The 23,432-nt window shown below is 71.3% G+C and carries 19 protein-coding genes; 2 read left to right on the top strand and 17 right to left on the bottom strand.

Annotated features, from left to right (window positions below; genetic code table 11):
* Positions 1–240 precede the first annotated feature (240 nt).
* Positions 241–1,272, bottom strand: a complete 1,032-nt coding sequence (locus QHF85_RS38995) for a DUF933 domain-containing protein (protein ID WP_281332498.1) — start codon at positions 1,270–1,272, stop codon at positions 241–243.
* A 99-nt stretch (positions 1,273–1,371) separates the two neighbouring features.
* On the opposite strand from QHF85_RS38995, the gene QHF85_RS39000 reads away from it, so the two are divergent.
* On the top strand, positions 1,372–1,848 hold the full coding sequence (locus QHF85_RS39000) for a thioesterase family protein (RefSeq protein ID WP_281332499.1): 477 nt from the start codon (positions 1,372–1,374) through the stop codon (positions 1,846–1,848).
* Here QHF85_RS39000 and QHF85_RS39005 read toward each other — a convergent pair.
* From QHF85_RS39005 to QHF85_RS39055, 11 genes are all read right to left on the bottom strand, one after another.
* Entirely contained in the window at positions 1,811–3,262 is a 1,452-nt protein-coding gene (locus tag QHF85_RS39005) for an AMP-binding protein (protein ID WP_281332500.1), read from the bottom strand. The genes QHF85_RS39000 and QHF85_RS39005 overlap by 38 nt on opposite strands.
* Positions 3,244–4,317 (bottom strand): enolase C-terminal domain-like protein, encoded by a 1,074-nt coding sequence (locus QHF85_RS39010; RefSeq protein WP_281332501.1) that lies wholly within the window; start codon positions 4,315–4,317, stop codon positions 3,244–3,246. The genes QHF85_RS39005 and QHF85_RS39010 overlap by 19 nt, the downstream gene beginning before the upstream one ends.
* A 1-nt stretch (position 4,318) precedes the next feature.
* Entirely contained in the window at positions 4,319–5,269 is a 951-nt protein-coding gene (locus QHF85_RS39015) for a 1,4-dihydroxy-2-naphthoate polyprenyltransferase (protein WP_281332502.1), read from the bottom strand.
* Entirely contained in the window at positions 5,266–7,053 is a 1,788-nt protein-coding gene (gene menD, locus QHF85_RS39020) for a 2-succinyl-5-enolpyruvyl-6-hydroxy-3-cyclohexene-1-carboxylic-acid synthase (protein ID WP_281332503.1), read from the bottom strand. Before menD ends, QHF85_RS39015 begins: the two co-directional genes overlap by 4 nt.
* Entirely contained in the window at positions 7,050–8,456 is a 1,407-nt protein-coding gene (locus QHF85_RS39025; protein ID WP_281332504.1) for an isochorismate synthase, read from the bottom strand. Before QHF85_RS39025 ends, menD begins: the two co-directional genes overlap by 4 nt.
* Positions 8,457–9,197 carry a bifunctional demethylmenaquinone methyltransferase/2-methoxy-6-polyprenyl-1,4-benzoquinol methylase UbiE gene (gene ubiE, locus QHF85_RS39030; protein ID WP_281332505.1) on the bottom strand — a complete coding sequence of 247 codons (741 nt, stop codon included), beginning with the start codon at positions 9,195–9,197 and terminating at the stop codon, positions 8,457–8,459.
* Positions 9,194–10,405: a hydroxymethylglutaryl-CoA reductase, degradative gene (locus tag QHF85_RS39035; RefSeq protein ID WP_281332506.1), complete on the bottom strand. Its 1,212-nt coding sequence runs from the start codon at positions 10,403–10,405 to the stop codon at positions 9,194–9,196. The genes ubiE and QHF85_RS39035 overlap by 4 nt, the downstream gene beginning before the upstream one ends.
* A complete protein-coding gene (gene aroF / locus QHF85_RS39040; RefSeq protein WP_281332507.1) occupies positions 10,402–11,391 on the bottom strand; it encodes a 3-deoxy-7-phosphoheptulonate synthase in 990 nt (329 codons plus the stop codon). The genes QHF85_RS39035 and aroF overlap by 4 nt, the downstream gene beginning before the upstream one ends.
* A gap of 5 nt (positions 11,392–11,396) precedes the next feature.
* A complete protein-coding gene (locus QHF85_RS39045) occupies positions 11,397–12,467 on the bottom strand; it encodes a polyprenyl synthetase family protein (protein ID WP_281332508.1) in 1,071 nt (356 codons plus the stop codon).
* 62 nt (positions 12,468–12,529) lie between these two features.
* Entirely contained in the window at positions 12,530–13,099 is a 570-nt protein-coding gene (locus tag QHF85_RS39050) for a MarR family transcriptional regulator (RefSeq protein WP_281332509.1), read from the bottom strand.
* Between the two features lie 225 nt (positions 13,100–13,324).
* Complete coding sequence (locus QHF85_RS39055) at positions 13,325–15,073, bottom strand: phosphoenolpyruvate carboxykinase (GTP) (RefSeq protein ID WP_281332510.1); 1,749 nt, start codon at positions 15,071–15,073, stop codon at positions 13,325–13,327.
* A 139-nt stretch (positions 15,074–15,212) separates the two neighbouring features.
* Between QHF85_RS39055 and QHF85_RS39060 the strand changes: the two genes are divergently transcribed.
* Positions 15,213–16,073 (top strand): metallophosphoesterase, encoded by an 861-nt coding sequence (locus tag QHF85_RS39060; RefSeq protein ID WP_281332511.1) that lies wholly within the window; start codon positions 15,213–15,215, stop codon positions 16,071–16,073.
* 120 nt (positions 16,074–16,193) lie between these two features.
* Here QHF85_RS39060 and QHF85_RS39065 read toward each other — a convergent pair whose 3' ends face one another.
* The 5 genes from QHF85_RS39065 to QHF85_RS39085 are packed head-to-tail and all read right to left on the bottom strand — an operon-like array spanning position 16,194 to position 23,400.
* Entirely contained in the window at positions 16,194–18,167 is a 1,974-nt protein-coding gene (locus QHF85_RS39065) for an FTR1 family protein (protein WP_281332512.1), read from the bottom strand.
* A 44-nt stretch (positions 18,168–18,211) separates the two neighbouring features.
* Positions 18,212–19,162 carry a GNAT family N-acetyltransferase gene (locus tag QHF85_RS39070; RefSeq protein WP_281332513.1) on the bottom strand — a complete coding sequence of 317 codons (951 nt, stop codon included), beginning with the start codon at positions 19,160–19,162 and terminating at the stop codon, positions 18,212–18,214.
* Positions 19,159–20,352, bottom strand: a complete 1,194-nt coding sequence (locus QHF85_RS39075) for an aminotransferase class V-fold PLP-dependent enzyme (protein ID WP_281332514.1) — start codon at positions 20,350–20,352, stop codon at positions 19,159–19,161. The genes QHF85_RS39070 and QHF85_RS39075 overlap by 4 nt, the downstream gene beginning before the upstream one ends.
* Positions 20,353–20,368: 16 nt before the next feature.
* Entirely contained in the window at positions 20,369–21,601 is a 1,233-nt protein-coding gene (locus QHF85_RS39080) for a hypothetical protein (RefSeq protein ID WP_281332515.1), read from the bottom strand.
* A gap of 53 nt (positions 21,602–21,654) precedes the next feature.
* Positions 21,655–23,400, bottom strand: coding sequence for a M14 family metallopeptidase (locus tag QHF85_RS39085; protein WP_281332516.1), 1,746 nt, complete (start codon positions 23,398–23,400; stop codon positions 21,655–21,657).
* Positions 23,401–23,432 lie beyond the last annotated feature (32 nt).

The following is a 23,432-nucleotide window of genomic DNA, read 5'->3' on the forward strand; positions in this document are numbered from 1 at the left end:
CGAACTGCGCTACGCGCAGTTCGTCCAGCAGGCCGTTGGTACAGCGTCGCCGATCGAACCGTCAGCGCGGCTGCCTCGGTCGGCAGGGTCGCTCGCGGTCTTGACCTGTCCCGTTCGATGAACTGCGCATCGCGCAGTTCATCGACCCCGAGTCCAGCGCTTGCGCTGGTCCGGGTGCAGGGGTGGACAACCCCTGCTGGGGCCTGGGGCAAAGCCCCAGCGAGACGCTGCCGTCGAGGATCACGTCCCTGCGCGGAAGTGCACGACATCGCCGTCCTTGACGATGTAGTCCTTCCCTTCGAGCCGCATCTTGCCTTGGGCCTTGAGCGCGGCCTCGGTGCGCGCGATCTCCAGGTCCTCGGGCCGGTAGATCTCTGCGCGGATGAAACCTCGTTCGAGGTCCGAGTGCACCTTGCCTGCGGCGCGCTTTGCGTTTGTGCCGCGGCGGATGGGCCAGGCGCGGCATTCGTCGGGGCCTGCGGTCAGGAAGCTGATGTAGTCGAGCAGGCGGTAGGCTTCGCGCACGAAGACGTTGCGCGCGGGCTCGCCGAGGCCGAGGCCTTCGAGGAAATCTTTTTGCTCCTCGGCGGGCAAGGCTGCGATCTCTGCTTCGATCGAGCCGCAGAGTGCCATCTTCACCCACTGCTTGCCGTGCTTCGTCTCGCGCAGGTGGGCGCGGGCTGGGTCGTTCCATGCCTCCTCGGAGAGGTTGTAGAGCGTGATGAGCGGCTGCATCGAGAGCAGCTGGATCCCGGGGCCGAGTGCGCGCAGCTCCTCCTCCGAGAGGTCTAGCGTGCGCAGCGGCTCGCTCTTCTCGAGGTGCTCGATCATCTTCGTGTTCACCTCGACCTCGGGGCCCTTCTTCGACTCTTTTTTGAAGCGCTCCTTGCGCTTCTCCAGCGTGCCGAGGTCGAGCAGGAGCAGCTCCTCGTCGAACGCTTTCTCGTCGCGGGGCGGCTCGGGCGGCGCGGTGAGTGCGGGGTTTTCGAAGCCTCGGACCACGTGCACGATCACGTCGGCGTTGCGCATGCCTTGCAGCACGGCGGGCGGGAAGGCGCCGCCCGAACGCGTCCCGCTGCCGACGTCGACGAACGTGATCTCTGCGTAGGTCGTCTTTTTTGGGCTGAAGATCGACGAGAGCGAGTCGACGCGCGCGTCCGGCACCTTGATGTTGCCGTAGGCGATCTCGCGATCGGCTTTGCCTCCGGGCGCGAGCGCCCGAAAGACCGTCGTCTTGCCTGAACCTGGGTAACCGCAGATTCCTACGTGCATCCTCGCCCCTCTCTCCCGAAGTCCCCTGCTTCGATCGTGTGCGACGATACCACCACCGGCCGGCTGTCCGCTCCCCGCGCTTGCGGTAGGCTCCCGACCATGTCCGAACGGCCCCGCTTCTCCTCCGACGAGCTCGTCCATGCCACCACGGTCCTTCATGCCGAACCGAGGCCCGTCCGCTTCCAGGACGTCGATGCCGCGGGGATCATCTACTTCGCCCGCGTCCTCGAGTACTTTCACGACGCGTTCTTGAGCCTCCTCCGGCGCGCGGGCATCGACCTCGCGGCCATCTTGCAGGAGGGCAAGTGGGGGATGCCGCTCGGGCACGCGGAGGCGGATTATCTCGGGCCGATGCGGTTCGGCGATGATGTGGTCGTGGAGATCGTGAAACTCACGCTGAGCGATCGGTCGCTGCTCGTGGGCGCGCGGGTGCGCTCGACCGAGGGGCGCGTGCTCGCGATCGGGCAGGCTGTGCACGTGTGCATCGACCGGCAGACGTTCCGGTCGAGGGGTCTGCCGGAGCAGACCGTGGCGGCGCTCACGGCCGTCGGGGCACAGGCGCGAGTTGCGGGCTGAGCTCGCGGATGGCGCGGGCGCGATCGAGCTTGCCCGAGGCCGTGAGCGGGAGGGCAGAGGCGGCGGCGACGAGGCGCGGGCGCTTGTGGGGGGCGAGGCGCGCCGAGGCGTCGGCGACGAGGGCGGCGGCGCGGGCCGGATCGGGCGCGTCGAGGGCGAGGCCGGCGGCGACGATCTGTCCCCAGCGGTCGTCGGGGACGCCAAAGACCACGGCGCGGAGGACGCCGGGGAGCGCTTCGAGGGCTTGCTCGACTTCGGCCGGGTAGACGTTTTCGCCGCCGGTCACGATGAGGTCCGTGCGGCGGGCGTGGACGAAGAGACGGCCTTGTTCGTCGAGGGCGCCGAGGTCGCCGGTGTCGAAAAATCCGTCCTCGGTGAGTGATGCGCGCAGGGGCTCGTTGGGTCCGGCGAGGTAGCCGCTCATGAGCGTGGGGCCGCGTACCTGGATGCGGCCGACTTCGCGGGGGCCCGCGAGGACGCCCGTGTCGAGAACAGTGCGGATGTCTACACTAGGGAGTGCTTTTCCAGATCCTGGCTCGGTGGTCCCGGGGGGTCGGAGGGGCTGGCAGGTCACCTGCGAGCAGGCTTCGGTGAGGCCGTAGGTCGTGAGGGCGAGGACGCGGCGGGCGGCGGCCTCTTCGAGGAGCGCGGGGGGCGCGCCGGCCCCGCCGACGAGGACGAGGCGGAGCATGGCGAGGGTGCCGTCTCGGTCGGCGTCGAAGAGGGCGCGGAGCATGGTGGGGACGACCGAGAGCAGGGTGACGCGCTCGCGGCGGATGGCGCGGAGGACGGCGTCGGGGTCGAAGCGGGGTTCGAGGACGATGGGCCTGCGGGCCGCGATGCAACGCGTCACGATGGAGAGACCACCGACGTGGGCGAGCGGCATGCAGGCGAGCCAGCGGTCGTCGGGGGTCCAGCCGAGGTTCTTGGTGCTGGCCGCGGCGCTCGCGGCGAAGGCCCCGCGGGAGAGGACGGCGCCCTTCGGTCGGCCCGTCGTGCCCGACGTGTAGAGGATCGCGAGGGGCGCGGACGGGGCGGCTATCGTTCGTGAAAACTCATGCAGTTTCGAACCGATATCGCTCAAGGTGAAAGGTAAAATCTGAAGATCTGGACGCGCATCTTCCGTGATGACGCGCACCTCCGCATCGGTCAGCCGCGGGTGAATCGGGACGAGGGCGACGCCGAGCTCGACCAGGGCGAGGATCGTGACGACCGTGCCGACGTCGCACGTCGTCCGCAACGCGGCGCGGCATCCAGGGCCGAGTCCTTGGGCTGCGAGGGATGACGCGACGCGTTCGACGTGGGCCGCGAGCTCGGCGAACGACATCACGCGGCCGTCCTCGATCAGCGCCGGCTGGGTCGCGACCCCGGGCTCCCGGATCGCCTCGAAAATGCTCAGTCCGTCGTGATCCATCGTGTTCGGGCCTCCTCCGAGAAGCCGAGCCCCGGCAGCGCCGCCTCCCGGACCGTCCCCGGCCGTCCCCGCTGCGGGATCGCCATTGCCGGATACGCCGACAGTCCCGCATGGGGTTCCAGCCCACAAGCGAGCGGCGGCTTGGGCAAGGCGCGCGCCAGCTCGGCGGCCGCGGCGAGGCCCACCGGGCCGTCGGCGAAGTGCGTGACGACGAGGTCGAGGCCCGCCGCAGCGCCGATCGCCGCGACGGCGAGGGCGCGATCGAGGCCGCCGAGAGCCGCGGGCTTCAGGATGAACGCGGCGCACCCCTCGGCGCGCGCGAGGCGCTCGGGCATGCCGGGGAGAAGCAGGGACTCGTCGGCGGCCCAGGGGACGGCCGCGGGGCCGAGGTCGGGCAAGAGCACGGCCGGGACGGGTTGCTCGACGTACCGAGGCGCAACCTCGGCGAGGCGCGCGAGCTTTTCGTGGGCCTCCGAGAGGGTCCATGCGCCGTTCGGGTCGAGGCGAAGCTCGAACGGCAGCGGGAGGCTGTTTCGCAAGGCACGAAGCGCGGCGAGCTCGCGCGCGAAGCCGTCCTCGTCCCGGGCGCGGAGTTTTACCTTCACGGCGTGGAGGCCCGCTCCAGCAACCTCGCGGGCCCGCTCGACGAGGTCGGGCGCAGAGGCGTCGAGCAGGGCGTTCGTGGGCACGCTGGCGAGCGGATCGGCAACGGCGAGGCAGGCGGCGACGGAGAGGCCGCGGCGCTGGCCGACGACGTCGAAGAGGGCCGTCTCCAGGGCGAAACGCGCCGCGGGGTACGGGGCAAGCGCACGCTCGACGGGCGCGAGCGCGGCGGCGACGGCTTCACGCGGCGGGAGGTCGTCGGCGGTCGCTCCGAGGTCCGGCAGGGCTTCGCCGAGCACGACGGCGAGCACCGACGCGACATCTGCGGCGAACGGCGGCAGCGGGGACGCTTCGCCGATCCCGAGACGCCTGTGCTCGTCGCGGAGGCCGAGACGCACGAACTGGCGGTTCGGCCCGTACGACGGGTGCGCGGCGCCGCCCTGGATCCGCACGCTACGCTCCCCCGACCACGAGCCCGACGCTGAAGAGGATGCCGAAGAGCAGGAGGAGCATGGCCGTCCGCGCGAGGACGGCGTTCAGCGGGCGGCCTTCCTGCGTCGCGAGGGCGCGGAGCAAGCCGAGGGCGAGCGGCAACGAGACAAGCGGCAAGAGCGCCCACGGCGAGCGGCCAAGGGAGGCCACGCACACGACGGGTGCGGCATACGAAGCCGCGAGGAGCGCGGCGTACTCGAGGATGCCGGCGCGGCGGCCGAAGCGGACGGCGAGGGTACGCTTGCCGGCCTTCACATCGGTCTCGCGGTCGCGGACGTTGTTGACCACGAGGATCGCGGTGGCGAGCGCGCCCACGGGCACGGCGCCGAGGAGGGCGAGCGGTGGGACGCCGCCGACCTGGACGAAGGCGGTGCCGCAGACGGCCACGAGGCCGAAGAACAGGAAGACGAAGACGTCGCCGAGCCCATGGTAGCCGAGCGGATACGGTCCGCCCGTGTAGGCGATGCCGGCGAGGATCGAGGCGATGCCGATGGCGACGATGGGCCATCCGCCGACGGACGCGAGGTAGAGGCCGGGCAGCAAGGCCAGCGCGATCGTGACGGCGAGGCCCATGCGGACCTCGCGCGGCGTGAGCAGGCCCGTGGCGGTCGCGCGGGTCGGGCCGAGGCGCTCCTCGGTGTCGGCGCCTTTCTCGTGGTCGAAGACGTCGTTCGCGAAGTTCGTGGCGATCTGGATGAGGATCGAGCCGAGCAGGGCCGCGAGGGCGGGCAGCGCGCGGAACGAGCCGCTCGCGTGGGCGATGGCGCTGCCGACGGCGACGGGGACGACGGCGGCGGTCAAAGTGGCGGGGCGGCAAGCGAGCACCCAGGCGCGAAACGAGCCGGGGCGGATCGGGGGCGCCGAGGCGGCGAGAGGCGAGGACCCGAGGGTCGCGGTCTTTTCGGGGCTCATGAAAGCTCCTCGCGGGCGAGCGCGGCGGAGAGCTCGCTCCGGAAGCGGGTGACACGCGCGCGGCCGTCGTCCGGCGGGACCACGGCCTCGATCAGCGTCGCGCCAGGGCTCCGGAGCGCCTCGGTGAACGCGCGGACGAGGGCCCGCTCGGTCTCGGCGCGGGCGAACCGAACGCCAAAGGCCGCCGCGGCAGGAGCCAGGTCGACGGGCTCGTGCATCGTGAAGTACTTATCGAAGCGCTCGACGTCGACGGCGCGGGCGATGGGGAGGCGCTCGAAGATGCGGCCGCCCTGGTTCTGGACGACGACGACGACGAGGGGGACGGGAGCACGTCGCGCGAGCGCGAGGCTCGTGAGGTCGTGCAGGACGCTGGTGTCGCCGAGGAGGAGGACGACGGGCCTGTCAGCGACGCTGGCCGCGCCGGCGGCGGAGGCGACGAGGCCGTCGATGCCGCTGGCGCCGCGCTGGTGCAGGACGCCGAGGGGGTTCGGGCGAGGCGGGGCCCAGAGGTCGACGTCGCGGACGGGCAAGCTGTTGCCGACCGAGAAGAGCGCGCCGGCGGGGCAACCGGCGACGACGAGGCGGGCGATTGCGGCCTCGGTGAGGTGGGGGCCCGTGGCGTGGGCCTCGGCGAGCGACCAGGTGAGGGCGTCCGCGCGGCGGAAGCTCTCGGCCCACGCGCTCGGCGAGGACCGGCGCGGGGGGCCGAGGCGCGCGGCGAGGGCGCGGGCCGTCTCGACGGGATCGGCGAGGACCAGGGCCGTCGCGTCCTGGGAGGGGTCGTTCCAGCCGTGGGGCGCGATGACGTACCGCGCGGCGGTCGGGTGTTTTCCGAGGTAGTCGGCGTATCCCTGGGACGTCGGGGGCGCGCCGAGCTCGAGGATGACGTTGGGGGCGTGGCGCGCGGCGAAGGCGGAATCGCGCAAGACGGCGTCGAAGGCGGCGCAGGAGACGACGTCCGGCGCGGAGGATCCGAAGCGGGCCTGGCTCGTGGTCTCGGCGAGCAGGGGGTAGCCGGTGGCGCGGGCGAGGGCGACGGCAGCGTCGCGCAGCGGGGATTCGGGGCGATCGACGGGCGCGGGGCCGCAGACGATGAGGCCTCGCTCCGTGTGGGAGACGCGCTCGGCGATGGCGTCGAGGGCCTCGGGCGGGGCGGCGATCCGGGGCGGGAAGACGCGGGTGATGCCGCGGCGCAGGACGTCGGCGAGGCGCGTGGCCCGCGCGGGATCGGGCCACGGCGAGGAGGGCTCGAGCGGCTTGCGGAAGCGCGCGTTCACGTGCACGGGGCCGGGATCGGGGCCGAGGGCGCGCGTCGCGGCGTGGATCGCGACGCGGGCCGGGGCCTCGCGCGGCGCGCCGGGATCGGGCAGGCCGAGCTCCACGAAGAAGCGCACGTACCCGCCGAAGAGCTTCGTCTGGTCGATGGTCTGCGGCGCGGCTACGTCGACCGCCTCCCAGGGCCGATCGGCCGTGACGAGGAGGAGCGGGACATGGCTCTGCGAGGCTTCGATCACGGCGGGCGTGAAGTGCGCGCCGGCCGTGCCCGAGGTGCAGAGCACGGCGCTCGGCAGGCGGGTCACGCGAGCCTGGCCGAGCGCGAAAAAGGCCGCGGCCCGCTCGTCGACCGCCGTGTGGATCCGCAGGCCCGCCGTGACGTCGGCGGCGAGCGCGAGGGGCGTGGATCGGGAGCCCGGACAAACCACGACGTCACGCACGCCGGCAGCGGCGAGGGCGGCCATGAAGGTCTCGGCCCAGGCGAGGTGATCGTTTTCATTTGTGATCATACGATCCCTAGAGCCACGAGCATTGGAGCTTGCTTGGCGCGGATCTCGGCGTACTCGGCCGGCGGATCCGAGCCTTCGACGATCCCGGCGCCCGCGTAGAGCCAAGCCTCGTCCGGCGAGACGAGCCCGGCGCGGATGGCCACGGCAAAATCACCGTCGCCGGCGGCGTCGAACCAGCCGACGGCGCCCGTGTACCAGCCGCGCGCGTCCGGCTCGTGCGCGGCGATCCAGTCCGTGGCGCGATCCCGCGGCGTGCCCGAGACGGCGGGCGTCGGGTGCAAGGCCTCGACAAGCGCGAGCACGTGCGTGTCGTCCCGCAGCGCGCCGCGGATCGGCGTCCACAGGTGATGGACGTTCGGGAGGCTGCGGATCGACGGGGCCTCGGGGACGTCGAGCGTGTCGCAACGAGGGCCGAGCACGGCCGCGATGGCTTCCACGACGAGCGCGTGCTCGCGTCGCTCCTTGGGGCTCGCGAGGAGCGCACGCACGAGGCCCGCGTCGTCGGGTCCACGTCGCGTGGTGCCCGCGAGTCCGTCGGTGGTGACGACGCGACCACGGCGCGAGACGAGCCGCTCGGGCGAGGCGCCGAGGAAGACCCGCTCCCCGCGCTGCACGGCAAACCGCGTGGTGTCGGCATACGCCTCGGCGATCCGCGCGAGGGCGGCGCGCGCGTCGAACGGGCGATCCGGGCAGAGGCGGCTCGCGGCGACGGGGACGACTTTGTCGATCTCCCGCGCATGGATGGCGTCGAGCGCCGCGCGCACGAGCGAGCAGAACGCCTCGCGGCTCGTTCCTTCGATCCGCGTGCCCTCCCCTGCCCCACGCGGAAGCGTTTCTTCGGTAGGCCGCGCGGCGGCCGTGAAGGCCGCTTCGATCGACGCGAGCTCGGCTTCGATCGCGGGACGCTCCGCTCCGAGATCCTCACCACGGAGCAGGAGCCACAGCCATGCCTCGCCTGCGCGGGTCACGTAAATCCACCGGGCCAGCGAAAAACTCGCATCCGCGAACGCGGACCACGGCTCGCGACGCGCCTCGGTCCGGAAGGACAAACCTCCGACGAACCGCGGCCCCGGCGCGCTGCCCGCGTCCGCGTCGCGCTCCTCGCGCAGCGACGCGAAGACCTTCCGCGCCGCGCTCGTGACCTGCGAGAGACGCTCGGGCCCGCTCCCCTCGACGCGCGCGATCTCGCCGAAGCCCACGACGCCGATCGGCGGTTCGCCCTCGCGCGAGGGCGTCTGGAACAGCACGACCGGCACGGCAGGCGTACACGCGGCGACGAGCCGGGCCGCGGGCACGACCGGCGCGGGGGCCACGACGGCCACGATCTCCCCGGCCGATCCTGCACCTCTCCTCGTGGCTCGCGAGAGCCGCGCGAGGAGGTCTGTCCCGAGGCCCGAAGACACCTATGCCTCCTCCCGACGCGCCCCTTCCCCGAGCGGCGTGCCTACGAAAAGATGCGCGACGCCGAACGTGAGCGGCGAAGCTTCGAGCACGGAGAGCCCCGCCTCTCCCATCATGCGGGTGAAGACGTCGGGCGACGGAAACGCCTCGATCGAGCGCTGAAGGTAGCGATACTCCTTCGCCCCCGAGAGCGCCGCGCCGATGCGCGGGACGACCTCGTGCACGTACGTGCGCGCGAGCAGGCCCATCAGGCCGGCGCGAGGCTCGGAGAGCTCCAGGATGACGACACGCCCGCCCTTTCGCGTGACGCGCGCCATCTCGCGGAGGGCCTTTGCACGATCGGGGACGTTGCGGATCCCGAACGCGATGGCCACGCCGTCGACGCTCGCGTCCTCGAGCGGCAAGGCCTGCGCGTCGCCGATGCGCAGCGAGACGCGTCCTTCGAGCCCGGCCGCCGCGAGCTTGTGCGCGCCCTCGGCGAGCATGCCGCTCGATGGATCCACGCCGATCACCGTCGCCTCGGGGTGCGTCTTCGCGATGGTCATCGCGAGGTCCGCGGTGCCCGTGGCGAGATCGAGCACGCGCGCGCCCGAGCGGATCGCGAGCGCCTCGACCGCGCGGCGCCGCCAGCCTTGATCCATCCCGAGCGAGAGGATCCGGTTCAAGAGGTCGTAACGCGCCGCGATCGCGTCGAACATCTCGCCGCTGCCCGCGCGCGGAGCCTTCGTCGTCTCCTGGCTCATCGTCCCACCTCGCTTCGCGACCCGTTCAGCGCGGGCGGCGCATCGGAGGCCTGCACGTTGTGCTTGCGCTCGTGCAGGCGCATGTGACCTCGCTGGATCCCCTCCCCCGCGAGCGCGCGCAGCGCCGCGAGGTTCGACGCGAGCCCCACCGACGCGAGCGCCACGGCGAGCTCGCCCGCCGTCGCCGCGCCCAGCATGTCGAGCGCCGCGCGCACGCCTGGATGCGCGCTCGACAGGCCGCCCGCCGTGCCCACCGCGAGCGGCAGCTCCGCCTCACCGACGAGCCCGCCGGGCTTGCGCTTCCACGTGCTGAGTGGCCGGTACGTGCCGCGGTGCGCGGCGAATGCGTGCGCGCCCGCCTCGATCGCCCGAAAGTCTTGCCCGAGCGCGATCGCGGCCGCGTCGAGCCCGTTCATGAAGCCCTTGTTGTGGGTGACGGCGCGGAAGACATCGAGCTCCGCAAAGCGGCTTGCCCGCGCGATGCCGCTCGCGAGCTCCGCACCGCCCACGTCCTCGTCGCGCACCTCCGCGCGGACCCGCACGAGCCGCCGGAGCGGCAAGTTCGTGAGGATCCGGAGCCCCATCGTCCCGCCCGCGATCTCGTGCACCACCGGCGCCATCGCCTCGGCCACCGTGTCGACGGTGTTCGCGCCCATGCAGTCGCCCACGTCGACGTGCACGTGCAGCACGATCACCCCGAGCGCCTCGTCGAGCACCCGCACGTCGAGATCACGCACACCGCCGCCGCGGGCCACCATGCGCGGGATCGACGCGTCGCCGAGCGCGGAGAGCCGCGCTCGAGCATCGAGGATCCGCGCGCAAGCGGCGGTCGGATCGGGCACGTCGTCGAGCTGGATCTGCGCCGTCATGATCGGCGGATCCGCCTCGCCGAAGAACCCGCCCGAAGCACGAACCATCCGCGCCGCGTTCGACGCCGCGGCCACGACGCTCGGCTCCTCGGTGGCCATGGGCACGAGGACGTCGCGGCCGTTGATCACGAAGTTCAGGCCCACGCCGAGCGGGAGCGCGTGCGTCGCGATCACGTTCTCGCTCATGTGATCGGCCACCACGACGTCGACGAACCCGCCCCGCGCGAGGTGCGCGAACGAGACATCGTCGACGGCGCCCATCTCGCGCAGCACGCCGAGGCGCGCCTCGGGCGAGCGCTCGTAGAACTTGCTGATGCGGCTCGTGATCGCGCGCGTCATCGGGCCTCCTCCGTCGAGGCGAGCCGGCCGAGCAGCGGGCCGAGCTCGCCGAGCGGCACCGCCTGCGGGCCGTCCGAGAGCGCCGTCGACGGATCCGGGTGCGTCTCGATCATGAGGCCTGCCGCGCCCGCCGAGAGCGCCGCGCGGCCGAGCGGCGCGACGAGATCACGCCTGCCGAGGCCATGCGAAGGATCCACCACGACCGGCAGTCGATGCACGTACCGCAGGAGCGCCACGGCCCCGATGTCGAGCAGGTTCCGCGTCGAGTCGTCGAAGCCGCGGATGCCCCGCTCGCAGAAGATCACGCCCTTCGCGCCGTGCGAGAGCAGGTACTCGCCCGCGAGCAGCCACTCCTCGATCGTCGCGGCCATGCCTCGCTTCAAGAGCACCGGCTTCTCCGTCTTGCCGATCGCCTTGAGCAACGAGAAGTTCTGCATGTTGCGCGAGCCGACCTGCACGAGATCGGCGTACGCCGCGACCGCGGAGACGTGCCCCTCGCCGAGCGCCTCGGTCACGACGCGCATCCCGGCCTCGTCGGCCGCGCGCCGCACCCATTCGAGCGCGACGTCGCCATGACCCTGGAACGCGTAGGGGCTCGTCCGCGGCTTGTACGCGCCGCCGCGGATGAACGAGACGCCGAGCGACGAGAGGACAGAGGCCGTCTCGCGCACCTGCGCCTCGGATTCGAGGCTGCACGGTCCACACATGAACACCGGTTTGTCTGCACCGACCTTCAGGCCGCCCACGTCGACGACCAGGCCCTGCGCCGAGACCAACGGGTGCGCGGGCTTCGGCGTCGTCACCTCGGCGACGCCGTCGATCCGGGCGAGATCCTCGGGATCCGCCGGCTGCGAATGCGGCGCGATCACGTAATGCACGGCGCCGCCGGACGTACTGCGCTCCACGCGCGAAACCCAGAGCCCCCGCCCCGTGAGCTCCCTGAGCACGTTCGCCGCGTCGGCGCCGCTCTTCAAGGACACGATCATGGCGCTTACCTCCTGCGCTCGGGCGTCGCGCGCGCGACGGTCACGAGCGCACTCTTGGCGACTCCATCCGGGATCGACGAGAGGCCCGCGATGGCCTCCTCGCAGAGCTTCCGCGCGAGCGCGAGGCACTCGTCGACCACGCCCGACGAGCGAAGCTGCGAGGCCACGCGGCCGCCGACCTCGGGACCGACCTCCTCGCCCGCGCACACCGCCTCGAGCAGCGGCACGAGCTCCGGGCAACGCTCGAGCGCGCAGAGCAAGGGGTAGGTCATCTTCCCCTCGCCGAGATCCGCGAGCAGCATCTTGCCCGTGGCCTCGGGATCACCCGCGACGTCGAGGACGTCGTCGACGAGCTGGAACGCGACGCCGAGCTTCTTGCCGTAATCGACGAGCGCCTCGCAGCCCTCGTCGCTCAAGCCGCCGGCGCGCCCGCCCGCGAACATCGCCCACCGGAAGAGCGAGGCCGTCTTGCCGTCGACGATGTGGAAGTAGTCGCTGACGCTCGTGTCGAGCTTGCCGCGCCGCGCGAGCTGCATCGACTCGGCGATGACCATCTCCTTGATGACGTCGAGCATGCGCGCGAGGACCTCGGCGTTGCCCGCGCGCTGGATGCGGCAGAGCGCCTCGACGAGCAGCCAGTCGCCGCCGAAGATGCTCGCGGCGTTGCCGTAGATGACGCGCGCCGCGTCGGCGCCGCGCCTTCGCGCGCCGACGTCGACGACGTCGTCGTGCAGGAGCGTCGCGTTGTGCACGAGCTCGACGGCCACGGCGTAGGCGCGCGCCGCGTCGTTGAAGCCCTTGCCCACATGCGCCGCGAGCGCGACGACGATGGGCCGCAGGCGCTTGCCGTCCTGCGAGAGCAAGTGCCGCGCGCTCGCCTGGGCCGGCGTCTCCGCCCCGAGCCCCACGGCCGAGATCGCGCGATCGACCTCGTCGAGGTCGTGCGCGAGGAAGAGGCGGAGCTCCGCGAGCTTGGCCGCGAGCGGATCGAGGCCGTGCTCCTGGCAGCCACGCTCGAGGGTTCCGACGACGTCGTGATGCGGGACGCGCTGGATGGGATACGTTGCGATCGACATGGGTTCTCCCGCCGGGGCACGGCGTTTCCGCGCCGTCCCCGGACCGAAGGGTCTCGAGATGGCTAGGCCCTGCGCTTGCGTGTCGCCACGCGAAGCGGAAAACGGATGAGGTCGCCGAACGGCGAAAAGTCCACGCGGCGCGATCGAATGAAGCCGTCGAGCGCGGTCTCGGCGACGATCACGAAGGAGAGCAGCCGGCGCACCCGATCGGCGCGTTGCGCGGCGCCCGGCAGGCGCGGGCGAGCCTCGAGCATCGCGACCGCGCGCTCGAGCCGCGCGCGCACCGACTCGGCGAGCAGCCGCTCGCGCTCGTCGAAGACCTTCGAGATCATCTTCCAGAAGTCCGTCTCGGCCTCGAAGTACTCCTTGCGCTCGCCGGGCCGGAACACGCGCCGGACCACGCCCCAGCGCTGGAGCTCGGTGAGCGACATGCTCACCGCGCCGGCCGAGAGGCTCAGCCGCTCGCCGATGACGGCCGCGGGCAAGGGCTCCGCCGCGATGAACAGGATCGTCCACACACGCCCGAGCACGCGCCGAAAACCCCAGTGCTCGATCACGTCGCCGATCGCCTCGGCCGCGATGAGCTCGGCCTCGTGGCCGTCGTCCTGTCTGGGGGTCTCGCGCTCGGACATGGCAGAATGAACTTTCAAAAGATTTTGAAACTGCAAGTAGCGACAATGGGTGATGCGGTCAAGACCGAGCGCAGACATTTCGCGCGCAGCGCAGCGCGTCGCCATCACGGCGCGGCGTGACGACGCGGCGCGAAAGGCCCGCGTGACGAGGATGCGCACGATGGAAACGACGCGGCCCCGACGATGTCGCCGGGGCCGCGGAAGCAGCGTCGCGAGGGGATCGAATCAGGTCTGGAGGTTCGATCGCAGCGCGCGGTGCTCGCGCCAGATCCCCTCGGGCATCCTGTCGCCGAACGATCCGAAGAACGCCTCCTGATCGACGAGGTCCGCGAGCCACGCGTCGCGATCGATCGAGAAGAGCTCGCTCATCGCAGACGCCTGCAGATCGAGCCCGCTCGTGTCGATCTCGCCCTCGTTCGGGAAGATGCCGAGCGCGGTCTCGCGGCCCTTCGCGCGGCCGTGCACGCGATCGTTGATCCACCGCAGCACGCGCAGGTTCTCGCCGAAGCCGGGCCAGAGGATCTTGCCCGCGTCGTTCGTGCGGAACCAGTTCACGTGGAAGACCTTCGGGAAGGCCGGGCGCCCGCGCCCCATCTCGAGCCAGTGCCCGAAGTAGTCGCCCATGTTGTATCCGCAGAACGGGCGCATCGCCATCGGGTCGCGGCGCACGACGCCAATCTTGCCCGTGGCCGCTGCCGTCGTCTCCGAGGCCAGCGACGCGCCGAGGTACACGCCGTGCGCCCAGTCCCGCGCCTCGTAGACGAGCGGCGCGAGCTTCGCCCTGCGGCCGCCGAACACGAACGCGCTGATCGGCACGCCATCGGGCGCCTCCATCAACGACGAGACGCAAGGACACTGCTTCGCCGGCGCGCAGAAACGGCTGTTCGGATGCGCCGCCGGCTCCTTGCTCGCGGGCGTCCAGGGCCTGCCCTGCCAGTCCGTGAGCGCGTCCGGCACCTGGCCATCCATGCCCTCCCACCACGGATGCCGATCACGCGTCATCGCGACGTTCGTGAAGATCGTGTTGCGCTGGACCGTGGCGAGGGCATTCGGGTTCGTCTTGCGGCTCGTGCCAGGCGCGACGCCGAAGAAGCCCGCCTCGGGGTTGACCGCCCAGAGCCGGCCATCGGGGCCGACGCGCAGCCACGCGATGTCGTCGCCCACGGTCCAAACCTTCCAGCCCTGCTGGCTCGCGGGCGGCACGAGCATCGCAAGGTTCGTCTTGCCGCAGGCGCTCGGGAACGCGGCGCAGATGTACGTGACGTTCCCCGCGGGATCCTCGAGCCCCATGATGAGCATGTGCTCCGCGAGCCAGCCCTCGTCGCGCGCCATGGTGCTCGCGATGCGCAGCGCGAAGCACTTCTTGCCGAGCAGCGCGTTGCCGCCGTAGCCCGAGCCCACGCTCCAGATGAGCCGCTCCTTGGGGAAATGCGCGATGAAGCGACGGTTCGGATCGAGGTCGCCGAGCGAGTGCAAACCCCGGCAGAAGTCGCTCGACGTGCCGAGGTGCTCGAGCGCGACCTTGCCCATGCGGGTCATGATCCGCATGCTCGCCGCGACGTAAGCGCTGTCCGTGATCTCGACGCCGACCTTCGAGGCGGGCGAGCCGACCGGGCCCATCAGGTACGGGACCACGTACATCGTCCGGCCGCGCATCGAGCGGTCGAAGAGCCGGCCGATCTTCTCCCGCGCGTCCGCCGGCGACATCCAGTTGTTCGTCGGCCCAGCGTGCTCGGCCCGCTCCGAGCAGATGAAGGTAAGGTGCTCGGTGCGCGCCACGTCGGACGGATGGCTCCGGTGCAGGTAACACCCGGGGTACGCGGCCTGGTCGAGCTCATGCAGCGTGCCGTCCCGAAGCATGGCCTGCACGAGGCCGCGATACTCTTCCTCGGAGCCGTCACACCACACCACGCGGTCGGGCTCCGTCTGGCGGGCCACCTCGTCGACCCACGCGGAAAGGCTCTGATTGTTCATGGCGGCGTAGAGTAGCCCCCAGGGCAGCGAGACGCTACCGGGTGGGTTTCCGCGGGATCAACGCCCCTTCGCCCCGATGTGACGAGGGCGTGCGCGCTTTCCCGAGCAAGATCTCCGAAGTGCGGTACTCTCGCCCGCTGTGCGACGCGTCGTCGTGCTTCCAGAACGCGGCAAGCTCATCGTCGCCACGGACCTTCAGGGTCACGTGGACGATTTCGAGCACGTCACTTCCATTTTCGAACGCGCCGCCCGCGAGCCCGATGGGGCCGTCCTGGTCGTCACGGGCGACCTGGTACACGGGCCCGAGCTCGAAGAGATGGATTGGCCCGACTACCTCGGCAGCTTCTACGAGGGCGACTCGCCCGCGCTGCTCGAACGAGCGCGCGACCTGCAAAACAGGTACCCGGGGCGCGTTCATTATCTGCTCGGCAACCACGAGCACGCGCACGTCGGCGGGCCGATCGTCGCGAAGTTCTTCCCGGACGAAGCGATGCGGCTCGAGGAGCTGCTCGGCGACGAAGGCACGATGTCGATGCGCGCCTGGTTCCGCACGTGGCCGTTCGTCGCGGTGGCCCCGAAGGCTCAGCTCGTCATGCTGCATGCGGCGCCGCACGCGCGCATCCAGAGCCGAGACGACCTCGAGAACCTGTCGCTCGACGGCTGCACGGGCCTGACGCTCGAAGAGATGGCCGCCCGCGGGACGCTCGGGGCGCTGCTCTGGGCTCGGACGACCTCGTCCGAGCGCGCCTGGTCCTTCCTGCGCGCCATCCACCCGAACGCGCGCGTCGCCGTGTACGGGCACGACGTCGCGCGGACGGGTTACGCGATCGATCGCGAGCCGATGCTCTGCGTGTCGACGAGCTTCGGCTGCTTCGACGGGGACAAGATGTACCTGGAGTGGGATCTCGCGGAGCCCGCGGCGAACGCCGAGGATGCGGCCCGCCGAGGCCTCCGGCTCTTGCATCCGGGGGCCCCGGCGGTGCACCGGGTCGCGTTTTAGCGGGTCGTCGAGAAGCGCCGCGAGCGCCCTGGAGCTAGGGAGGAGGACTCAAGAATACGAGAGTATTCCGAGGACGACGACCGACGATCCAGGGCGCGCAGCAAGCTCATCGACGACCGGCTAGCCCTTCGCGGGCGCAGGCGTCGCACCGCGCGGCGGTCCGGCTTCGGGCGAGCGCTTGTTCCACACGTACGCGCCCACCGCGAGCGCGAGCAGGACGAGCTGCGCGGTGATCGTCTCGAGCGTCGGATAGAAGCCGATGACGGGGACGGTCGGCAAGCCGACGCGGTGCGCCGGCACGACGCCCGCCATCTGCAGCGCCGAGAGGCCTTGGCCGATGAACACGACCGCGAGGCCGTAGAGCAGGTAGCTCGAGACGCGGAAGAAGACCTGCGGCGGCGCGAAACGTCCAGCCCGCGTGTACGCGGAGACGATGATCACGAGCACGACCGCGCCGACGGCCGCGCCCACGACGGCCGCGAGCGACGAGGCCTCGGAGGCGAGCAGGGCCTGGTAGAAGAGGACGGTCTCGAACGCCTCGCGGTAGGCCGCGAGGAACGAGACGCCGAAGAGCGAGAGCGCCGCCTTGCGAGGCGAGATGTGCTCCTTGAGGAAGCGCATCCAGCGCTGGACCTCGCGCTTCGCGAGCAGCGAGTAGCTCACGTAGAAGAGCACCGCCGTCGCGAGCAGGGCGGTGATGCCTTCGATGAGCTCGCGCTTCGCGCCCGAGATCGTGACGAGCCGGAGCGAGAGGAGGAACGTGAGGACGCCGAGGACGAGCGCCACGGCCCACCCGGCGTGGACGTAGCGCTTCTTGTCCGCGTGGCCCGCCTGCGCCGCGAGGCCGAGCAGCGCCGCCACGAGCAGCGCCGCCTCGACGCCCTCGCGCACGACGATGCCGCCGCTCGAGATCGCCGTCGACACGAAGCCCGTACGCTTCGCGCCTTCCTTGAGCCTCGCCTCGGCCGCCGTGAGCTCGGCGAGCGTCCCGCTGATCGAAGCGCCGAGCGCGGCCGGCGCCTCGCCGCGATCGAGCGCGGCGCGCAGGCCCATGTAGTGGTCCTCGATCCGCGCCACGATGCCGGCGTCGATCGACTTGAGCTGCGCCTCGACCGGCTCGACGCCTTCGAGGTAGCTGTCGATGATCTGCCCCTTCGCCGCCTCGCGATCGCCGCGCTGGAGCGCGACGCGCGCCCGATCGAGCTTCGCCCGCGCGAGCGCGAGCGGCGAGCGGGCCGCGCGATCCTCGTACGGCGCGCGCTTGCGCAGATCGGCGAGCATCGCGGGGATTCGATCCTGCGTCATGCCCGCAGCGGCGAGATCCTCGCGCAGCGACGCATCCGAGCGGGTCGCGAGCTCCGCGAGCGCGTACGTCGGCGCGCCTTCCGCCGGCGCCTCGGTGTGGCGCAGCGAGACCACGTAGAACGCGACGTCCCACCGCTCGGCCTCGCTGAGCTGCGAGAACGGCACCATCGCGGTGCCCTGCACGCCGAAGCGCACCGTGCTCGCCACGCGGAAGGGCGTCATGCCGTCGGCCACCTCCGGATCCCAGAAGTTCGCGGGCCGCGGGTTCAGCGTCGCGGCCTTCGGCGTGTCGCCGCGGCCTTGCTCGCCGTGGCACTCGGTGCAGTGCTTCTGGAAGATCGCACGACCGCGCTCGGCGTTCGGGGCCGCCGCGGGCGCCTCGGCCAGGCGGAACGCGCCGAGGATCGCCGTGCGTGCTTCGAGCGTCGCGGCCGTCACCTCGCTCGCGGGCGCCTTCTTCTCGACGAGCGAGCGCACCTTGCCGACGAGCGAAGGCAGATCCACGCGCGGCGCGTCGGCCGGCAGCGCGGGCTGGATCCTGCCTGCGATCTTCGCGCCGTCGTCGAGGAGCGAGAGCTGCTCGTCGTACTCGCCCTGGTTCGTGATCGCGCCGTGATCCACGGCGCCGCCGTAGTCCGCGCCCACGTAGCCGAGCACGTGCACGAGGCGCTGCGCCTCGACCTCGGGCGGATCGCCGTAGTCAGCCCTCGCGAGAGGGGCGGCCACGAGCACCAGCGCCGCCGCGAGCACCGCGAGGAGCGACCGGAGACGCGCGAAGATGACAATCATGTTCAACAAGAGTACCGAAACAACGAAACGTTGCAAGGGCTGGATCAGAAGTGATCCAAGGACCCGAAAAACGTTTTTCCTGGATCGATCATGGAGATCCCCCCACCGAGCGCAAGCGCCATGGCGATCGCGGTGGGGCGGTTTCGGGTGACGAACGGCTCGCCTTCGAGGTGCGGCGGGAGCCAGCTCGCGACGTTCGCGGCGCCCTCGGCGAGCGCGATCTTTCGCAGGGCGCCGAGGACGTCGTCGCGCGGGATGCCGGGCGCGGCCCACTCGTCGACCCACAAGGTGCGGGGCGGAGGTTCGGCGCCGTCGTCGCGCTTTCCGTCGTGGAGCGCGGCGAGCGCGTAGCCGACGTCGCGGCCGTCGCGCCGCAGGATCCAGCCGAGATCGCCGTGGTTGCGAAAGCGGAAGTAGCGCAGGATCTCGAGCGTGCGCGCGGGCCGCACGAACGACGGATCCCAGGACACGTCGTACGCGTCGAGCATGAAGCGCTCGTCCTCGGGCGTGGAGGGGCGCACGTCGAGCGAGGTCTCGGTGGGGAGCGCGGAGGCATCCGCCGCGTGCTCGAGCGCGGGCAACGCGACGAAGCCGAGCCGCTCGTAGAAGCCGGGATCGATGTCCGAATACAGGAGCGCGAGCGCGACGCCGTCCGCGCGCGCCTCGTCGAGCACGGCGCGAAGAAGCTCGCTCGCGGCGCCCGTCCCGCGCGCGTCGGGCCGCGTGAAGACCGCGCCGATCCCCACGCCGGGGGCCTTGCCACCGCCGGGGACGCTCACGGAGAGGCCGTAGCGCTTGATGCCCGCGACGAGCCGCCCCGCGTCGTCGAGCAGCCCCGTGTACCGCAGGATCGCGGGCCCTGCGCGGCGGAGCTGCGCGCGCTGCGCCTCGATGTGCGCGTCGACGGAGCGACCGCCCGACCAGATCACGTGCGTCTGCCGCGCCGCCTCGGCGACGAGCGCGTCATCGAGCCGGGGTACGTAGGTGCGGCTCACGACGCGACCTCGCGGCGGATCTCCTCGGCGACGGCGAGCGTGCCGCGATCGATCTCGTCGTCCGTGAGGTAAGGCGCGGGGCCGATCCGGACGAGATCCCCGCGCGAATCGACGAAGATCCCGCGCGCCCGCAGCCGCTCGACGACGTGCCCGGCGCCCGGCGATCGGACGGCGACGAAAGCCCCGCGCCGCTCGTCCACGCGGGACGAGGCCACGCGATCGGCGATCCCCGCCTCGTCGAGCCGCGCGAGGATGCGGCGCGTTTGGCGCAGCGAAATCGCGCGGAGGGCCGGGACGTCGAGCCCGAACGCGTCCCAGTGCCGGAGCACCGCGTCCGCGCGGTAGACCGGCGTGGGATCGAAGGTCGCGCCCGAGAAGCGCGCGCCGCCGGATCCGTACCCCACGGCCTCCGTGCGATCGCCTTCGAGGGCGGAAAAATCCGCGAACCAGCCGGTGTCCGCGGGTCGCAGGTTCGTCCTCTCGGGAGAACGAAGGAAGCAGATCCCCTCCCCCAGCTCCGCGTACTTGTAGCCGCCGGCCGTGACGAAGAGCGCGTCCTTCGCCGGTCCCCACTCGATCGGGACCACGTTGAACGCGTGGTACGCGTCGACGAGCGGGACGGCGCCCACCTCGACGGCGCGCGCCGCGATCTCACCGATCCGCGGCACGACGTAAGCATCCTCGAACAGCACGGCCGAGAGCGCGACGAGGCTCGTGCCGGGCACGATCGCTTCGAGGAACCGATCCACGAGGGAGCCGCGATCGGCCGAGTCGACCCACGTGACGCGCAGGCCGTCCTCTGCGAGCCGAGATAGTTGGCGGTGCAACGAATGGAACTCGGACCGCGTGGTGACCACGCGCGGGGCCTTCGCGAGCGGGAAACACGAGAGCAGGCGCGTGACGAGCTCGTGCGTGCTCTTGCCGAAGGTGATCGCGTCTCGCTCGTCGAAGCCGAGCCGCCCGAGGATGCGGCGCCCGACGGACTCCATCCTCGGGAAGACCGCGCGGGACCACTTGTCGTCGACGAACCTCGCGGCGTCATCGAACGCCTCGAGGTTCGCCTCACGCGCGACGTCGGGCCACGCCTGGTGCGAGTGGCCCGTGAGGAGCACGCGATCACCCGTCAAGAACCGGCTGTACGCCGCTCGAAACGCGCCGAGATCCAGCGCGCGCGGTGCCTCGTCGCTCATGCTCCCGCCTCTCCCATCACTTCCGCGCGTACGACACGGTCACGCTCGTGTCGACCGAGGTGTTCTGCTTCTCGGTCTTGCCGCCCGCGGCGATCTGCACCTCGAGCGTCATCGCGCTCTTCACGGTCATCGATCCGCCCGTCGGCGCGACGTCCTTCGTGTCGAGCACGCTCGTGCCGCTGCCCTGCGACTTGAACGCGACGAGCCGCGCCGACGCGCCCGGCGGCATGCCCGGTGGCGTCACCGTGTCCTTCGCCGCGAGCTGCTTCACCGCGACGTCCAGCGTGAGCAGGTCGCCCTTGCGCTCCTTCAAGGTGAACGTCGAGACCTGCAAGAGATCCGCGCCGTTCGCCGTGAGCCTGCCGAGGACCTCCCACTTCGCGCCGGGGCCCACGGGCTCGTCCGGCAAGGGCGCCATCATCGACTCGATCGACTGCGTCATGCCCGTCATCATCTGCTGCGCCGCCTGCGGCACGGCCTTCGGCATGCTCATGGTCACGTCGTGGACGCGGCCCTTCTCGTCGACGAAGTACCGCATCCCGAGCCCCTTGATCGGCTCGAGCTGCGGGCGCAGCGCCTCGGCGATCTTGTCCTGCCCCGCCCCCTGCGACTCGACCGCGACGTCCTTCAGCGTGCCCTCGATCGGCCAGTCGCTGCCCTTCTTGTCGCCGGTCGAGAAGTCGAACGTCATGACCATGCGCGGCATCTTCGTGGGCGGCAGGTTCATGCCCGCCGCGCTCATGGCCATCTCGAGCTCCATGCCCATGCGCAGCGGCTTCGACGTGCCCTTCACGAGCGCGTACGCCGCGGCCGCGCGCGGCTCACCGCCCGCCGCGAGCAGGTGCACGACCGGACGCCCGCCCGCCTTGACGAGTTTGTCCGCGGCGCCCTTCGGCAAGATCCCGTTCGGCGCGTCGGGCACCGAGGTCTTCGCGGCCACGTCGGCCGCGGGCTGCGTATCGCCCTTCGGCGCCGCCGCCTTCGCTTCTTCCTTCGGCTCGGTCTTCGCCTTGTCGTCGGCCTTGGGCTCGCCCTTCGGGGCCTCGGCCTTCAGCTCCGCCTCGGGCTTCGTGGCGTCCTCGGGCTTCGGCTCGGCCTTCGCCTCAGGCTTCGGCGCGTCCGCCTTCGCCTTCGCCTCGTCGACCTTCTCCGGCGCGGGCGCCGGCGGGGCCTCCTTCGATTCACACGCCAGAAGCGAAAACGCGAGCAGGCCGGCGAGCGGCAACCCCAGGAGCGACCTCGACATCACGAAACACCCTCCACAGCCGGCCCGACCGAACTCCGGCGGCGGCCGAGCCTGCTTTATCCCACTTCCACGCGCGCTTCCACCTTGCCCACGCGCGGCGATCCTGCGTGGATCGTGACCACCCCACGCCCCCGCACGATCCAGCGAGCGCGCGCCCGCCGCGGACCGCCGCCCGTCCGCGGAAATCCGGGCGAGCTCATCGCGTCGACCGCGCCCCAACCTTCGAGATGTCCAAGGGCCGCATCACGCTCGCCCGACACGAGCTTCACGCCCTCGCCGAGCGAGATCTGCGCGCGCACCACGTCGTTCCAGGGCAGGCTCCGCGCCGACGAGAGCACGAACGTCGGCAGGAAGCCGAGGTTCTCGACGACGGCCGAGACCTCCCAGAGATCCCCTTCCAGCCGCGCCGCCCGCGCCTCGACGAGCCGCGGCCGCGGCGCGAGCGAGGCGAGGCGCAAGAAGAAGCGCGACTGCCGCTCGCAGAGCTCGCCGAGCTTGTCGTGCGGCGGGTTCCAGATGCCGAAGCGCGGATCGTGCCCACCGATCTCCACGGGTCCGAGCTGCGGATGCACGAACGGCCGCCACGCGCCGACGATCCGCTTCTGGTTGTGCTCGCGATCCCACGCAGCCATGCGGAGCGTGTCCTCGCGCGTGCGACGCTGGTAGTTCCAGACGAACGGGCGCAGCACGGGCAAGCCCACCTGCTTCCAGAAGTCCCAGAGCTCGCACACCATCGAGACCGCGCCTCGCTGCGTGTACGCGTAGGCGCTGAGGTCGCCGCGCAGGGGCTTGTCGGGCTCGTAGAGGAACTCCTCGAAGCCGCTCACCATGGGGTAGCCGCCGACGTCCTCGGCCCAGCGCTCGAGCGTCCGGTAGAGCGTGAGATCCGTGGGATCCATGCGGTTATCGGGCTGCTCTCCCGATGGACGAATGTACACGCCGCCGAAGCAGTGCAGGTTCAGCCACGCGAAGATGTTCGGCCGCTTCGAGGTGAACTCGACGACCGCGCGCGACTCGGGCTCGCTCGTGGCGTACGCGCCCGCGCCCTTCTGGTGCGGCTCCGGCGCCCAGCCGTAGGGAAAATTGCGGTTCATGTCGACCGCGTTGTCCGAGAGGTAGTCCGGCGCCGGGATGGCAAAACCGTCCCAGTGCTCGATCGTGCCCTCGGGATACACCGTGTAAAACGGCCCCGCGTCCTCGATGCGCCGCGGGAGCATGAGGTCCGGGTCTTCCGGCGAACCAACAAAATCCCCCGCCGGATCGAGCCGCCGCATCGAGAGCGCGAGCCCATCGCCGTCGACGTCCCCGCTCTTCCAGAACGGCGCGCCGCGGCCGAGCCGATCGTCGCGCGGGTTCGATCGCACGTATCCGCCCGTCCGGAGCACGCTCTCCGCGCCGTCCGGGCACATGCGCGGCAGCACGTAAAACGTCACGTCCTCCCGCAGGAGCGCGGTCAGGTGCGCGGGCAGATCGTGCAAGGGTTCGTTCGGACAAACCAGGTTCCGGATCACGTCCTCGGCGATGGCGAGCGCCACGCTCGACCCGGCGAGCTCGACCGCGTGCATGTTGCCGTCCACCCACGCCGCGGGCCCGTCGCCGTCGGGGTCGCGCCCGATCGCGAGCAGCCAGATGTCGCGCCCTTCCAGCGTCTTACCGAGGCTCCGGAGCCGCACGAATTCGGAAAACCCTTCCGCCCAGGCCCGCACCTGCCGCGTGAGCTCGTCGTACGTCACGTACCTCGCGCGAAACCCCACCGACATCGCCTCGAGCCGCCCCCGCGCCTCGCTCGGATCCTTCGACATGTCCGCACCCTCGCAAACGGAACGCAGCATCG

The sequence above is a fragment of the Polyangium sp. 6x1 genome, assembly GCF_029946515.1.
In the GTDB taxonomy this organism is placed as follows: Bacteria; Myxococcota_A; Polyangia; order Polyangiales; family Polyangiaceae; genus Polyangium.

Excerpts from the sequence above, each read along its gene's own strand:
- QHF85_RS39050 (WP_281332509.1), bottom strand. The coding sequence starts at position 13,099 with ATGTCCGAGCGCGAGACCCCCAGACAGGACGACGGCCACGAGGCCGAG.
- QHF85_RS39045 (WP_281332508.1), bottom strand. The coding sequence starts at position 12,467 with ATGTCGATCGCAACGTATCCCATCCAGCGCGTCCCGCATCACGACGTC.
- QHF85_RS39005 (WP_281332500.1), bottom strand. The coding sequence starts at position 3,262 with ATGGATCACGACGGACTGAGCATTTTCGAGGCGATCCGGGAGCCCGGG.
- ubiE (WP_281332505.1), bottom strand. The coding sequence starts at position 9,197 with ATGAGCCAGGAGACGACGAAGGCTCCGCGCGCGGGCAGCGGCGAGATG.
- QHF85_RS39015 (WP_281332502.1), bottom strand. The coding sequence starts at position 5,269 with ATGAGCCCCGAAAAGACCGCGACCCTCGGGTCCTCGCCTCTCGCCGCC.
- QHF85_RS39055 (WP_281332510.1), bottom strand. The coding sequence starts at position 15,073 with ATGAACAATCAGAGCCTTTCCGCGTGGGTCGACGAGGTGGCCCGCCAG.
- menD (WP_281332503.1), bottom strand. The coding sequence starts at position 7,053 with ATGATCACAAATGAAAACGATCACCTCGCCTGGGCCGAGACCTTCATG.
- QHF85_RS38995 (WP_281332498.1), bottom strand. The coding sequence starts at position 1,272 with ATGCACGTAGGAATCTGCGGTTACCCAGGTTCAGGCAAGACGACGGTC.
- aroF (WP_281332507.1), bottom strand. The coding sequence starts at position 11,391 with ATGATCGTGTCCTTGAAGAGCGGCGCCGACGCGGCGAACGTGCTCAGG.
- QHF85_RS39000 (WP_281332499.1), top strand. The coding sequence starts at position 1,372 with ATGTCCGAACGGCCCCGCTTCTCCTCCGACGAGCTCGTCCATGCCACC.
- QHF85_RS39085 (WP_281332516.1), bottom strand. The coding sequence starts at position 23,400 with ATGTCGAAGGATCCGAGCGAGGCGCGGGGGCGGCTCGAGGCGATGTCG.
- QHF85_RS39075 (WP_281332514.1), bottom strand. The coding sequence starts at position 20,352 with ATGAGCGACGAGGCACCGCGCGCGCTGGATCTCGGCGCGTTTCGAGCG.
- QHF85_RS39065 (WP_281332512.1), bottom strand. The coding sequence starts at position 18,167 with ATGATTGTCATCTTCGCGCGTCTCCGGTCGCTCCTCGCGGTGCTCGCG.
- QHF85_RS39035 (WP_281332506.1), bottom strand. The coding sequence starts at position 10,405 with ATGACGCGCGCGATCACGAGCCGCATCAGCAAGTTCTACGAGCGCTCG.